14 protein-coding genes and 1 tRNA gene are annotated in these 12,802 nt (G+C 60.6%); 10 read left to right on the top strand and 5 right to left on the bottom strand.

The window, feature by feature from the left end; translation table 11 throughout:
- The 3 genes from ACNPM8_RS11285 to ACNPM8_RS11275 all read left to right on the top strand — a co-directional run.
- On the top strand, positions 1-343 hold a 343-nt coding region (locus ACNPM8_RS11285; RefSeq protein ID WP_448939851.1), incomplete at its 5' end, for an HNH endonuclease.
- Between the two features lie 380 nt (positions 344-723).
- A complete protein-coding gene (locus ACNPM8_RS11280) occupies positions 724-1,518 on the top strand; it encodes a creatininase (RefSeq protein ID WP_426733586.1) in 795 nt (264 codons plus the stop codon).
- Positions 1,519-1,639: 121 nt separating this feature from the next.
- A complete protein-coding gene (locus ACNPM8_RS11275) occupies positions 1,640-3,265 on the top strand; it encodes a BCCT family transporter (protein WP_426733585.1) in 1,626 nt (541 codons plus the stop codon).
- Here ACNPM8_RS11275 and ACNPM8_RS11270 read toward each other — a convergent pair.
- On the bottom strand, positions 3,231-3,491 hold the full coding sequence (locus tag ACNPM8_RS11270) for a hypothetical protein (RefSeq protein ID WP_448939850.1): 261 nt from the start codon (positions 3,489-3,491) through the stop codon (positions 3,231-3,233). The two genes, ACNPM8_RS11275 and ACNPM8_RS11270, sit on opposite strands and share 35 nt — an antisense overlap.
- Positions 3,492-3,560: 69 nt before the next feature.
- Here ACNPM8_RS11270 and ACNPM8_RS11265 point away from each other — a divergent pair, with 69 nt between their 5' ends.
- The 5 genes from ACNPM8_RS11265 to ACNPM8_RS11245 all read left to right on the top strand — a co-directional run bounded on the left by ACNPM8_RS11265 (position 3,561) and on the right by ACNPM8_RS11245 (position 8,228).
- Positions 3,561-4,814, top strand: a complete 1,254-nt coding sequence (locus tag ACNPM8_RS11265) for an aminopeptidase P family protein (RefSeq protein ID WP_426733583.1) — start codon at positions 3,561-3,563, stop codon at positions 4,812-4,814.
- A gap of 192 nt (positions 4,815-5,006) precedes the next feature.
- Positions 5,007-6,359, top strand: coding sequence for an MFS transporter (locus tag ACNPM8_RS11260; protein WP_426733581.1), 1,353 nt, complete (start codon positions 5,007-5,009; stop codon positions 6,357-6,359).
- A 31-nt stretch (positions 6,360-6,390) separates the two neighbouring features.
- Positions 6,391-7,164 carry an IclR family transcriptional regulator gene (locus tag ACNPM8_RS11255; protein ID WP_400341169.1) on the top strand — a complete coding sequence of 258 codons (774 nt, stop codon included), beginning with the start codon at positions 6,391-6,393 and terminating at the stop codon, positions 7,162-7,164.
- Between the two features lie 2 nt (positions 7,165-7,166).
- A complete protein-coding gene (locus tag ACNPM8_RS11250) occupies positions 7,167-7,502 on the top strand; it encodes a cupin domain-containing protein (RefSeq protein ID WP_426733579.1) in 336 nt (111 codons plus the stop codon).
- 138 nt (positions 7,503-7,640) lie between these two features.
- Positions 7,641-8,228 carry an NADPH-dependent FMN reductase gene (locus ACNPM8_RS11245; protein WP_400341173.1) on the top strand — a complete coding sequence of 196 codons (588 nt, stop codon included), beginning with the start codon at positions 7,641-7,643 and terminating at the stop codon, positions 8,226-8,228.
- Positions 8,229-8,244: 16 nt separating this feature from the next.
- Here the strand turns inward: ACNPM8_RS11245 and ACNPM8_RS11240 are convergent, their stop codons facing one another.
- Positions 8,245-8,817, bottom strand: coding sequence for a dihydrofolate reductase family protein (locus ACNPM8_RS11240; protein WP_426733577.1), 573 nt, complete (start codon positions 8,815-8,817; stop codon positions 8,245-8,247).
- 134 nt (positions 8,818-8,951) lie between these two features.
- Positions 8,952-9,027 (bottom strand) — tRNA-Ala (locus ACNPM8_RS11235).
- A gap of 191 nt (positions 9,028-9,218) precedes the next feature.
- Here ACNPM8_RS11235 and ACNPM8_RS11230 point away from each other — a divergent pair.
- Positions 9,219-9,644: a VOC family protein gene (locus tag ACNPM8_RS11230; RefSeq protein ID WP_426733576.1), complete on the top strand. Its 426-nt coding sequence runs from the start codon at positions 9,219-9,221 to the stop codon at positions 9,642-9,644.
- A 9-nt stretch (positions 9,645-9,653) separates the two neighbouring features.
- On the opposite strand, the gene ACNPM8_RS11225 is transcribed toward ACNPM8_RS11230, so the two are convergent.
- Entirely contained in the window at positions 9,654-10,880 is a 1,227-nt protein-coding gene (locus ACNPM8_RS11225; protein ID WP_105656358.1) for an MFS transporter, read from the bottom strand.
- Between the two features lie 208 nt (positions 10,881-11,088).
- On the opposite strand from ACNPM8_RS11225, the gene ACNPM8_RS11220 reads away from it, so the two are divergent.
- Positions 11,089-11,967: an endonuclease/exonuclease/phosphatase family protein gene (locus ACNPM8_RS11220; RefSeq protein ID WP_388023018.1), complete on the top strand. Its 879-nt coding sequence runs from the start codon at positions 11,089-11,091 to the stop codon at positions 11,965-11,967.
- Here the strand turns inward: ACNPM8_RS11220 and ACNPM8_RS11215 are convergent.
- Positions 11,964-12,638 carry an alpha-ketoglutarate-dependent dioxygenase AlkB family protein gene (locus ACNPM8_RS11215; RefSeq protein WP_426733573.1) on the bottom strand — a complete coding sequence of 225 codons (675 nt, stop codon included), beginning with the start codon at positions 12,636-12,638 and terminating at the stop codon, positions 11,964-11,966. The two genes, ACNPM8_RS11220 and ACNPM8_RS11215, sit on opposite strands and share 4 nt — an antisense overlap.
- Positions 12,639-12,802: the final 164 nt, after the last annotated feature.

Below are 12,802 nucleotides of genomic sequence, written 5' to 3'. Positions count from 1 at the left end.
CCGCGACCGGCACTGCCGCACCCCGTTCTGCGACGGCATCGTGGAGGAAATAGACCACGTCAAGCAATACGCCCGCGGAGGCAAGAGCACCGTCTTCAACGGCGATGGCCGATGCGCTAGTTGCAACAAGGCCAAGGAAGCCGCCGGCTGGTACGAATACACGACCTACGGCAACGGCCACACCATCATGATCTGTCCCGGCTCGGCGATGTCCTACAAGTCCACCGCCCCGCCAGCCACGGGGTACGCGCACAAGCCGTTCCCGCAATTGAGACGCGACTCGAAATGGATACAGCAACTCAAGGAACGGCTGAAGCCCCCACCCGAACAACCGGATCCATGAGCCGCGAGGTAAACCGATCGTTTGCACCGCTCGCCGCTATTACGCAACCACGCATCACCCCGTCCCACCCCTGCTTGGCGCGCTAATCCAAACCGCCTGGCATGCATCCGCCACGCAACACTTCGATTTTCGTGCACCGCGCAAGCTGGCACCTCGTTACCGCACTGGCTTGGCACCTCTTCTTGCCGCTCATCGTGCAGATGCTGAACCCGCGAGATGCGCCACGACCACCATGCGAAGTTTTTCACCATGAGGCTTGACTGTGACGTGAGCCACTGAAATGATTCAGTGAAACACTGTTGCGCTTCTTGCAACCGTATTCCGATACCGAATCTTTCCCGCCTGCGGCATTACTTGCCCCACGGGTCCAGGAGAATTCCATGCACTCAGTATTCATAGACGAACTCGATGCCCAGACTTACGCCGAGAACGTAGCGCGTACCGGATCCACCATTATCATCCCGGCCGGAGCGACCGAACAGCACGGACCTCACATGCCACTGGGCGTAGATGCCATGCTCTCGCGTTCCATCGCAGAAGCCGTCGCGCAACGCACAGGTGCTTTGGTTGCGCCGGCGTTGAGCTACGGGTACAAATCCCAGCCCCGCTCCGGCGGCGGCAACCACCGCAAAGGCACCACCAGCCTCGGCGGCACTTCGCTTAGCTTGATGATTGAGGACGTAGTTGCATCCTTCATCTCCCAGGGCTTCGATAATGTTGTCGTCCTCAACGGGCATTTCGAGAACTACCAGTTCATCTACGAAGGATTGGACAACGCAGTAGCCAAGTGCCGAGCCGCCGGCGCGGCGTCGCGCGCCATCCTGCTGTCTTACTGGGACTTTGTCGATGAGGAAACCTTGGCCAAGGTCTTCCCCGACGGCTTCCTCGGCTGGGACATCGAGCACGGAGGCATCCTCGAAACTTCCTTGATGCTCCTGCTCCACCCGCACCTGGTAAACATGGATCGGGTTGTCGACCACCCGCCCGCTAAGCTCGCGCCCTATGACATCTTCCCGGAGGATCCGTCACGCACCCCGGACAGCGGTTGCCTCTCTTCTGCGAAGGGCGCCACGGCAGATCGCGGCCAGCTGCTATTCGAAACCGTCACAAACCAAGTTGCCGATGCACTCAAAGGCGAGCTGCTGCTGGGCAACATCAGCATCGAGGTGAAATAGCATGTCTGTGGATAGCTCGACATCCCAAGACAGGAAAAAGTCCGCGAAAGCACCCCGGACCCCTGAAGGCACTAAGAAGCAAGTTGAGGTACCACGTTTCATGGGGCGGCACATACCTCCCATGGATCGACTGCTCATTCGCGTAATCCCCCCAGTACTGATTATCGCCGTGATGATTTGGGTCCTGTCCAATCCAGAAGCCGCCTCAGCCGCGATTTCCGAAATGCGCACTTTCGTCACCGGAAAATTCACCTGGCTCTTCATCTTGTATTCAGTATTCACAGTGGTGGTGTGCATTTGGCTCTCCATGAGCCGAGTAGGCAAGATCCGTCTCGGTGGCCCGAATGCCAAACCGCAGCACAGCAAATTCGCATGGTATTCCATGCTGTTCGCTTGCGGCCAAGGCATCGGCTTGATCTTCTGGTCAGTTGCCGAACCAATTATGCTTCGCGATGAAAACCCCGTGATCCCAGCAGGGCCAAACGGTGGCGGCGAAGAAGGGGCCATTGTTTGGACCTACTTCCACTGGGGCTTGACCGCCTGGGCAATGTATTGCGCCGTTGCAGTGTGCTTGGCCTACTCGCATCACAACCTCGGCAAGACATTGACTTTTCGCGAGGCTACCGTGGATATGCTGCCCCGCTGGTCGCGACGCGGAGCCGGTGTCATCGTTGAGCTCCTGGCAATTATCGCGACCGTACTCGGCCTGGCTACCTCCTTCGGATTCGCAGCCATGCAGTTCTCCTCCGGCCTGACTTCCTTCACTGGATTAACCGCCAGCCCAATGATGTGGTTCATGGTCATTCTGATCTTCGCCGGCATCACCTCAATTTCGGCTATCGTCGGCATCAGCAAGGGTATGGCACGCATCAGCGGATTGAACTCGATCCTCAGTATCGTGCTGATCGCAGCGGTGCTGATTTTCGGCCCATCGCTGTACATCATCTCGAATCTGTCCCAGACCTTTGGCAGCTTCTTCACGAACTTCGCCAATATGAGCCTATGGAGCGATTCAGGATTGGCCACCACCACCCTGGATTCATGGCAAGACAGCTGGAATGGCTGGTGGACGGTCTTCATATGGTGCTGGGTTATTGCCTTCTCCCCATTTGTGGCCGGATTCATTGCCCGCATTTCGCGTGGCCGTACCATCCGCGAATTCGTTCTCGGCGTGACCATAATTCCTTCATTGATCGTGATGGTTTGGGTTGCAGTGATCGGCTCCGCAGCCCTCTACTACGATGACCAGACTAATCGTGGCATCAGCAGTGCAGTCGCCGAGGACACTTCCTCCGGCTTGTTCGTCATGCTTGACTCCGTGCCTGTCGTTGGCACGGTCTTGCTAGTTGTTTCCACCATCCTGGTGGCCACCTACTACGTGACATCCTTGGACTCTGGCATTTACGCACTCAGTGAATTCGTCTCCGCCCCGGGCAAATCCGGTCCAGTCTTCCGTGTAGTCCTCGTGCTGTCTGTCGCAACGGTGACCACCGTGCTGCTGACCATGGGCGGAACCGCGGTGGTCGATACGGTCCAAACTGGCACCATTATCGGCGCCTTCCCCTTCTCCTTCGTGATCATTTTGATGATCATCAATTTGATCCGGAGGCTGCTCAAACGAGACAAGGCGATCAAGCAGCTGGAAAAGGACATCAACAACCCCGACCCGAATCTGGTCTTCGTAGCCGACCCCGATGGCGGCGGAGCGATCCTCAAGGAAGACCCAGGACAGGACCCACAGAATTAAGCAGTAGAACCCGCATTGGCATGAAGGCCGCGATGCTCGCCATGATGAGCTTCGCGGCCTCCTGCATTACCTCGTGGTTTTCATATTCATGCAGGACAATTCCGATCTTGTGCACTGCAGAAAAAGTTTTCACAATCGCCCTTGACAGTGACGCAGGGCACACATAATCTAAATGCAACGGCGTTGCAGTGAGCGCAACACGTACTTCTTCTCCGGCGATTCCCATGAATCCTCGCAATCCATCTGATTGGGCCGGCCTCCCTTGACAGTTGATTTCCCACAAGGAGCCAAAACCATGACTACCGCCAATATCGCCACCAATGTTTCCGAACTGGCCCGACTGAAGACCCTGCACAACGGCGCCAAGGAGCAGCTGACCTTCTCGGATGCCGAGTTCGAGCGCCGCCTGGCCGGCCTGCGCCAGATCATGGCCACGAAGTCGCTGGACGCAGTCATCCTGACCAGCTACCACGGCATCAAGTACTACTCGGACTTCCTGTACACCACCTTCGGCCGCAACTACGCGCTGGTGGTCACCGCCAGCAACTCCACCACCGTCACCGCGAACATCGATGCCGGCATGCCATGGCGCACCAGCTACGGCGACAACATCGTGTACACCGACTGGAAGCGCGACAACTTCTTCTACGGCCTGCAGGAAGCACTTAAGCGCGACGGCGTGAAGGCAACCCGGATCGGCGTGGAAGACGACTTCCTGCCAGGCCGCACCCGCCAGCAGATCGCCGACACCTTCGACGGGGCGGCTCTAGTAGATGTTTCGCAGGACGCCATGCGCCAGCGCATGATCAAGTCCGCCGAGGAAATCGAAGTCATCAAGCACGGTGCGCGCATCGGCGACCTGGGCGGCGAAGCCATCAAGGCAGCGATCCGCGAAGGCATCAGCGAATACGAGGTCGCACTGATCGGCACCGAGGCGATGGTGCACGAGATTGCCAAGACTTTCCCGCACCGCGAAGTGCGCGATACGTGGGTCTGGTTCCAATCGGGCATCAACACCGATGGCGCCCACAACTGGGCCACCACCCGCAAGCTGGAGCGCGGGGACATCCTCTCGCTGAACTGTTTCCCGATGACCTCCGGCTACTACACCGCTCTGGAGCGCACCTTGTTCCTCGGCGAGCCGGATGCCCGCAGCCTGGAACTGTGGAACGTCAACGTCGAGGTCCACAAGCGTGGCCTGGAGCTCATCAAGCCCGGAGCGGTCTGCAAGGACATCGCAGCGGAGCTGAACGAAATCTACATCTCCCACGGACTGCTCCCGAACCGCACCTTCGGCTATGGCCACTCCTTCGGCGTGCTCTCGCACTACTATGGCCGCGAAGCTGGTCTGGAACTGCGCGAGGACATCGAGACTGTTCTGGAGCCGGGCATGGTCGTTTCGATGGAGCCAATGATCACCGTCGCTGATGGCGAGCCAGGTGCCGGCGGCTACCGCGAGCACGACATTCTGGTCATCGGCGAGGACGGCGGCGTCGAGAACATCACCAAATTCGGCTTCGGCCCGCAGAACAACATCATCGATGCCTAGGGGCAACTGATAACCGTGGGGCGGGGCCCGAGCCCCCCCCCACGGCTGCTTTAGCCATCTGGGGCGCAGCAAGCAGGGGGCTGTGCCTAGAACCGAAGACCACCCACCGGTCTGCCGGAACACTTCATCATTCCAGCGGCAAAGAAGCCAGCACTGGCCAAAGCCGTTGCCCTCCAGAGGCGGTTTCACCCCATGAACCATTCCAGCAACTCCCCACTGCAAGCTCCCACCGGAACCACGGCCGCAGCGGCCACCGGCGTGCCCCAGTCCCGCACCATTGACGCGAAGACCCGCCGCAAGGTGATCGCTGCCAGCTTCATCGGCAACTTCGTGGAATGGTTCGACTACGCGGCCTACGGCTACTTCGCCGTCACCATCGCCGCCGTATTCTTCCCCAGCGACGACCCCCAAGCTGGTCTGCTGATGACTTTCGGGGTATTCGCCATCTCCTTCCTGGTCCGTCCTGTCGGCGGGTTCATATGGGGGCATCTGGGCGACAAGATCGGCCGGCGTGAAGCCCTGTCGTGGTCGATCCTGCTGATGACCGGTGCCACCTTCTGCATAGCGCTGCTCCCCGGCTACGCATCCATCGGTTTTGGCGCGCCCCTGCTGCTCCTGGCCCTGCGTCTGGTCCAGGGCTTCTCTGCCGCCGGCGAGTATGCCGGCGCCTCCGCCTTCCTGGTCGAGTACGCGCCGGCCAACCGGCGCGGCCTGTACGCGGCAGTGGTTCCGGCGAGCACTGCCACCGGCCTGCTCTTCGGCTCACTGATGGCCGCCGGGCTGACCGGGTTGCTGTCAACCGGGGATCTGGAGTCCTGGGGATGGCGCATACCGTTCTTGCTAGCTGCGCCCATGGGGCTGATTGGCCGCTATATCCGCACCAAGCTGGAGGATTCGCCAGCTTTCCTTGAAGCATCCGAGTCCTCCACTCCTGAGGGATCCCCAGTCGGATCGTTGCTGAAGAACCACTGGCGCCAGCTGGTCCAGGCTGCGGGCGCAGTGCTGCTGAACGCCGTCGGGTTCTACGTCATCCTTTCCTACATGCCGACCTATCTCTCTGAAGAGCTCGGACTGGACGCCACCCGTTCCTACCTGGCAACGACAGTTGCACTGTTGACCTACGTCGGATTCATCTTTGTCACCGGCATGCTTTCGGATCGCTTCGGCCGCAAGCGTGTCTTGATCAGCGCATCGATTCTGTTCATCCTGTTCACCGTTCCTGCATTCATGGCCTTGGAATCGGGAAACTTCTTGGTCATTGTCTTGGTCCAGGTCCTGCTCGGCGCGATGCTCACGCTCAACGACGGCACCCTTCCGAGCTACCTCGCGGAAATGTTCCCCACCAAGGTCCGCTATTCCGGCTTCGCGGTGTCGTTCAACCTCTCAAATGCATTGTTTGGCGGAACGGCGCCATTCGTGGCCACATTACTGATTGCCACTAGCGGCAACGTCCTTGCCCCCGGCTGGTACTTGATGGGCGCAGCGGTGATTTCGCTGGTGGCGGTGGCCTGCTCGGTCGAAACCAGCCGCAAACCACTGGTTTGAGCCGTAGGATAGTAGCAACTCAGGAGGGGAAATGACTGAAATTCGCAGTGAAACCCGAGGCACCTCGGTGATCGTCAACGTGCTCGATGTGCTCCGTTGCTTCACCGTTGAGCGCCCGGTAGTGGGCGTCACCGAAATCGCGGAGCAGGTCGGCCTCCACAAATCGAGCGTCTCGCGCATTCTGGCCACCCTTGAGCAGGAACGCGTTGTGGATCGCGACGCGGAAACCCGCAAGTACCGCTTGGGTGTCGGCCTGATTGCCATTGCCGGACCATTGCTTGCCAACCTGGACGTGCGGCAGGTGGCTTACCCCATTCTGGAAGATCTGCGTGAAGCTACCGGCGAGACCGCTGTACTGAACATCTGGGACGGCAGCGAGTCGATTTCGGTAGAACAGCTGCCTTCAACCCATCTGGTCAAGCACACCTCGGTCATGGGGTCGCGGTACCGTTCGGGGCTGAGCGCTACCGTCCAGGTATTCCTCGCCAATGAGGATCCAGCACGCCGCGCGGAGCTGATCTCCAACGGAGAGATCGATCTTGCCGGCACGGCCCCCGCCGAATACCAGGCACGCCTGGATCTTGTACGCGAGCGGGGCTACGCGGTCAACTACGGCGAGACCTCCGCCGAGGAGGTCGGAGTGGCCGCAGGAATTCTCGATCACCGCGGTGAACTCGTCGCCTGCGCCATGACCGCCGCTCCGTTCTACCGCATCGGCGCCGATGAGCTGGAGCAGCTCTGCTCCAGCACCCGCACCGCAGCAAGGCGAATCAGCACCAGGCTGGGATACCAGGCGGAGGGATAGCCATGGATCCGTTTGAAGCGCGCGATGCCCATGCCTTCGACTACGGTATGCACGAAGGGTCAGCTATGAAAGTCAGCCACCACTTCGCCGGGCATACCGGGATGCCAGTAGCCATCCAGACCTGGGTGATCGAACCAGGCGGATTCGAGGGCTTCCATCGCCACGAGGGCGAGAGTGCTTCGCAGGAGTTCTACCAAGTGCGAGAGGGTCGGGCGCTGATGCGGGTCGGCGAGCGCGACTACGAGCTGGGCCCGGGCGACAGCATCTTGGCCGATGCAGGGGTGGACCACGACCTGCGAAATACCGGCGGCACTGGCCTGCGCGTGCTCACGGTTTAGGTCCCGCCACGCAAAGCCGACTTCTCAGCCTTCGGCTCGCAGCAGATTACCCAGCGCGGTCAACCAGGCGGACTGGCTTAGCTGGGAGTTTGCCCGAGGGCCTTTTGCCACCCCTCGCCCCGGTGCTGAAGTGGTTCCATGGATTACAACATCGGCTATTTCGTCGGTTCGCTCGCCACGAACTCCATCAACCGCGTCCTGTCCAAGGCCCTGATAGCCCTGGCACCTGAAAACCTCAGTTTCACGGAAATCCCGATCAGCGATCTGCCCTTGTATAGCGCTGACTACGATGATAATTATCCCGAAGCCGGGACCGCGCTAAAGACCGCCATCGAGGCCTCGGACGGCCTGCTATTCATCAGCCCGGAGTACAACCGTTCAATTCCCGGTGCGCTGAAAAATGCCATCGACTGGGGTTCGCGGCCCTGGGGCACCAACTCCTTCGCCCGCAAGCCCACCGGCCTGCTCGGCGCTTCGGTCGGAGCCATCGGTACCGCGGTCATGCAGTCCAGCATGCGCAGCGTCCTCAGCTTCCTGGATGCCCCGCAGCTGAACTCCCCCGAGGTCTACCTGCAGTACCGTCCCGAAGACTTCGGCGAGGACGGGAGCATCAGCAACCCGGACACCCAGAAGTTCCTGGCCCACTACATGGGCGAATACGCGGCGTTCGTTGAGCGTGTGCTCGATGCGACAGCTGCGGGTCATATCGGAGACGAAGGAATGTAGCCGCCTCCAACGTCCACTAGCCGCGCGAGTATTCGGCAAGGCAGACTCCGGAGGCAAAAGACTGCATGTTCTCCAGCTTCCAGCGATCCGGGGCATACCCGGTGTCCCCGAAGAGCCTGATACCCGACCCGAACATCACCGGCTGCACTTTCAGGGCCAACCTGTCGATGTCCGGCCGGAGTCTGGCGGCCAATTGCCCTCCGCCGCACAGCCAGATGCCGTCACCCGGTTGGGATTTGAGTTCCCCGATGACCTCTCGCGGATCCGCGCTGGTGAACTGCACCTCTTGGCTTCCTGGAGGTGCAGAGTGCTCGCGCGTGAAAACCATCTGCCTCAGATGCGAGTAAGGGCTGGGCAGTGCTGGCAAGCCGACAGCGTAGGTATTCCAGCCCATCAGCACCGTATCGAAAGGGCACCCCTCGATAGGCAGTCCAGCCGACTCTGCCAGCTGGGTCGGCGCGGTGCCGCGGTAGCGGTCCCAGATGGGCGCCGCATGGTCACCAGCCACCGCGAAAGCATCGAATTCACCGTTAGGACCGGCAATGTACCCGTCCAAGCTCACTGCAACGAAGTAGGTTAGTTCTCTCATTGATTCTCCCTTGGTTCGAAGACGGGATCGTCTGGGAAATTGAGCCAACCCTACAGCATGGCCTGTTGGGAACTTGGGAGAATGCGAAAAAGCCGGGAAACATCATTTCTGATGTTTCCCGGCTTGTTTCCATTTGGTGGAGGTAAGGGGATTCGAACCCCTGACCTTCTGCATGCCATGCAGACGCGCTACCAACTGCGCCATACCCCCAAATGAGGTGGTTTTCCGCGGTTTGAACAACCGCTGAACCGAGATAAAACTCTACCGGAGCACTGCCGAAAACGCCAAATCGGCCATTCGAGATGCTGGTCACACTCCGCTATTCACACGGTGCTCCCCAAGTGGAAGAATATGGGTCGGGACCTGCCGGCCCCACCCACTCCTTCGAAAGGCGCAATCCCATGACCATCGGACTGACCCCATACCTGCGTTTCGCCGGAGACGCCAAGGAAGCAATGGAGTTCTACCACCAAGTACTCGGTGGCGAGCTTTCCATGATGACCTTCCAAGAAGGCATGAATGACAACAATCCGGCCGTTGCCGACCAGATTATGCACTCCTCGCTATTCGTTGAACGCGGCCTGCACTTCATGGCCTCGGACACCCCGCCCGAAATGGACGCGCGGGGCAATGGCGTGATCGCGCTCAGCAGCGACGGGACGGCCGGAGCCGACGCGGAGACCCTGACCCGGTGGTGGGAAGGATTGGGCGAAGGCGGCCAGATCAACATGCCATTGGAGCGGGCCCCGTGGGGCGACTCTTTCGGCGAGCTGCGCGACAAGTTCGGCGTGGTCTGGATGTTCAACATCACCGCGGTGGCAAGCTAGCCGAAGCAGCTAGTGGGTGCGCGCCTGCTCGCGGGCTTCCAAAGCTTCGCGGCCTACGAGCAGGCCAACCTTCTTCGCGCGGATCTGGGTTATCCACGCTATCAGCAGGCCCAAAGCGGCCAGTCCAGCGCCGACCACAGATGGGGCGCGGAATCCGTAACCGGCGGCAATCACCGCGGCACCCAGGGCGGCGCCCAGCGCGTTGGCAACATTCAGCGCGGAGTGGTTCAGCGAAGCAGCCAGCGACTGCGCATGCGGGGCCGAATCCATCAGCAGCGTCTGCAACGCAGGGATCAGCAGGGAACCCACCGCGCCCATCACGAAGACCATGATCATCGTCGGAACCACCCAGCTGGTCACGGCCGCGAAAATCAGCATGGTGGCGATCATGAAAACGGAAGAAAGCTTGATCGCGCCGAAGATCGACCAGTCGGCAAGCCTGCCACCGGCCAGCGAACCAACGACCATGCCTACGCCATAGAGCGCCAAAGCCAACGGCACCAGCTCAATTGGCAGTCCTGCTTCTTCGGTCAGCGTGGGCGAAATGTAGGAGTACACCGCGAAGAATCCGCCGAAGCCGACAATGCCGGTGAGCATCGCCAGCCACACCTGGGCACTCTTCAAGGCGGTCAGCTCGCGGCGGATGCTCGCCCCGGCATCGGTCTTGCGCCATGGGACGAACAAGCTAATCAGCACAGCGGTCAACACGCCGATCGCAGTGACGACCAGGAACATCGAACGCCAGCCGTATTCCTGGCCGAGCCGGGTCACCAACGGGACACCGGCAACGTTGGCCACCGAGAGCCCGAGCATCACCCAGGCAATGGCGCGTCCGCGCATCGTGGCCGGAACCAGGCTGCCGGCAAGCACACCGGCCAGTCCGAAGTAGGCCCCATGCGGCAGGCCTGCAAGGAAGCGGGTCACCAGCATGGTGTTGTAGTCCGGAGCGAAGAATGAGGAGAGGTTGGCGAGCGTGAAGAAGAGAATCAGCAGCTGCACCGCACGCTTGCGCGGGATCTTGGCAGCCAGCGCAGTGAGCACCGGGGCGCCCACCACCACGCCGATTGCGTAGGCGCTGATCATCAGGCCCATCTGCGCATAGCCCACTTCCAGATCAGCGGCACCTTCCTGGAGCAAGCCCATCATGGCAAACTCAGTGACACCGATGCCGACGCCGCCCATGGCCAAGGCAACAATTGCCAGCAGTAGTTTTCCGCCAGATACATAGGCAGTCATTCAATTTCTCAATTCATGGCAGGGTCTTGGGAAGCGGCTCCCTCGGCGCTCTTATCCATCGTAGTGACTGCATCGGGCGACAGTGGCAATCCCCGAGCGGAAAATTACGAATCCCACAGTATTTTGTGCCACTGTATTAAGTCCTATGCCTCATTCATCGCACCATCGCCTGTCGGCCTCGCGAATAATCGCGAGGTTCTTCTTTGTCATGCTCTGTCTCGCGCTGGCCGGGCTAATGGTGTTCCACCAGCAGATCCCCGATGTCCTGGGTCTCGGATTGATCGTCGATAACCTGGCCCCGTGGATGGGCCTCGGAATTCCAGTGCTCTTGCTGATGGCCTTGGTGGTGCGCGGACGCATCAGCTTCATCGGCCTGCTCGTACCGGTCGTTGTTTGGGCTGTGCTCTTCGGGCCGGCGTTCCTGCCTTCGGACCGGCGCGCACCAGAAGCTTCCCTGCTGGTTGCCACGCAAAACGTCCACGAGTCTGCGGGCGTGCAAGCCGCCCGCGAATTGGCAGCCAACGGCGCGCAGGTCATCACCCTGCAGGAAATCGGTGAAGGCCAAGAGCCGGAAATCACCGCCGAGCTCGCCCAATCCCATCCTTACAGCTACATGGTCAGCACCGTAGGCGTGTGGAGCGCCTATCCGCTGAAGAATCCAGAGCCCCTGGATCTGGGGCTGGGTTGGGACCGCGCGTTGCGGGTGGACGTGGCCAGCGAAAAAGGGGATGTCCGCCTGTACGCTGTGCATGCGGCGTCGGCCAGGCCTACCGGCCATCACGAGCGGGACATGATGCTTGCTTCCTTGGCCGGCTACCTCGCCGATGACGATTCTGCGAAGATCGTTGCCGCCGGAGACTTCAACGCCACCAGCTCCGACCGCCACTTCGCGCCGGTCGCTAACCAGCTGGAGGAAGCCCACTACAGCGACTGGGGCTTGGCCCTGACCTGGCCGCGGTCCCTGTTCCCGATGCTCGGCATCGATCATGTGATGCTGCGCGGCGTCGAATCAGCAGGCCTGGAGCGGCTGGAAATCGCCGATTCCGATCATTACGCGCTCGCTGCCACGATCGATCTGGGGAACTAGTTCGCTTCCAGCCCGGTCTGGCGCAGCGTGATGTTAATGCGTCCGCCGCCAAGGCCCAGGCCTGCAGGCGCGGTCCCGGCATGGATCTTGCTCACCCCGTGATAGGCGAAGCGTGAGGGGCCGTCGAAGACGAACAGGTCCCCCGAAGCCAGCCGGATCTCTTGCCATGGCCGGTTGCGGTTCTCGGTATTGCCCAGGCGGAATGTTGCCGAATCGCCGATGGACAGCGAAACCACTGGGGCGTTGATGCGTTCTTGCGCATCCTGGTGCATGCCCATGGCGGCCTGCTCGTCGTAGTAGTTCACGATAGCCGCATCGGGCTGGTAGTCCTGCGCGCGCTGCAGGTCACCAGTAGCTTCTGCGACCGCTTGCTTGCCCAAGCGGACCAGCCAGTCTTCCATGGGCGCCACTGATTGCCCGTCCAGGTCGTCAGCGGTCTTGGAGTAGCGGTTCGGGCTCCAATGCCATCCCAGGCACAAGCTCTGCACGCTCATCGGATGGCCGTTGACGGCTGTGCGGTGCGGCGGAACAGGCCCGCTGCCCCATTCGAAGAAGCGCCGGACGATCCACTGCTGCGCGGGCGCGTCCAGCCACCCCGGCAAGTGCCAGGCTCCTGGGCGCAAGGCTCCCCCGGTACGGGGCAGTGCACTGTCGTCGAACAGGGATTCCATGTTCCCAGCGTGCCCGTTGCAGGCAGAACTCGGCAAGTCTCCCGCGTATTCGCTCACTGAACTTTGCAGGATCAGCCAGGCCGGTGCCTCGCAACAATATTTACATTAGAGACTTTGTGTTTCGTCTTACCCTCGCGAACATTTCGAAAAGGTTAACCTTTACT

Source organism: Glutamicibacter sp. AGC46, assembly GCF_053543715.1.
This window is presented reverse-complemented; position numbering and strand designations above follow the sequence as displayed.

What these genes read in the sequence shown, in the direction of transcription:
- ACNPM8_RS11245 (WP_400341173.1), top strand. Translation starts at nt 7,641, where the DNA reads ATGGATTACAACATCGGCTATTTCGTCGGTTCGCTCGCCACGAACTCC.
- ACNPM8_RS11280 (WP_426733586.1), top strand. Translation starts at nt 724, where the DNA reads ATGCACTCAGTATTCATAGACGAACTCGATGCCCAGACTTACGCCGAG.
- ACNPM8_RS11275 (WP_426733585.1), top strand. Translation starts at nt 1,640, where the DNA reads ATGGATCGACTGCTCATTCGCGTAATCCCCCCAGTACTGATTATCGCC.
- ACNPM8_RS11225 (WP_105656358.1), bottom strand. Translation starts at nt 10,880, where the DNA reads ATGACTGCCTATGTATCTGGCGGAAAACTACTGCTGGCAATTGTTGCC.
- ACNPM8_RS11255 (WP_400341169.1), top strand. Translation starts at nt 6,391, where the DNA reads ATGACTGAAATTCGCAGTGAAACCCGAGGCACCTCGGTGATCGTCAAC.
- ACNPM8_RS11215 (WP_426733573.1), bottom strand. Translation starts at nt 12,638, where the DNA reads ATGGAATCCCTGTTCGACGACAGTGCACTGCCCCGTACCGGGGGAGCC.
- ACNPM8_RS11260 (WP_426733581.1), top strand. Translation starts at nt 5,007, where the DNA reads ATGAACCATTCCAGCAACTCCCCACTGCAAGCTCCCACCGGAACCACG.
- ACNPM8_RS11230 (WP_426733576.1), top strand. Translation starts at nt 9,219, where the DNA reads ATGACCATCGGACTGACCCCATACCTGCGTTTCGCCGGAGACGCCAAG.
- ACNPM8_RS11220 (WP_388023018.1), top strand. Translation starts at nt 11,089, where the DNA reads ATGCTCTGTCTCGCGCTGGCCGGGCTAATGGTGTTCCACCAGCAGATC.
- ACNPM8_RS11270 (WP_448939850.1), bottom strand. Translation starts at nt 3,491, where the DNA reads ATGGGAATCGCCGGAGAAGAAGTACGTGTTGCGCTCACTGCAACGCCG.
- ACNPM8_RS11250 (WP_426733579.1), top strand. Translation starts at nt 7,167, where the DNA reads ATGGATCCGTTTGAAGCGCGCGATGCCCATGCCTTCGACTACGGTATG.
- ACNPM8_RS11265 (WP_426733583.1), top strand. Translation starts at nt 3,561, where the DNA reads ATGACTACCGCCAATATCGCCACCAATGTTTCCGAACTGGCCCGACTG.
- ACNPM8_RS11240 (WP_426733577.1), bottom strand. Translation starts at nt 8,817, where the DNA reads ATGAGAGAACTAACCTACTTCGTTGCAGTGAGCTTGGACGGGTACATT.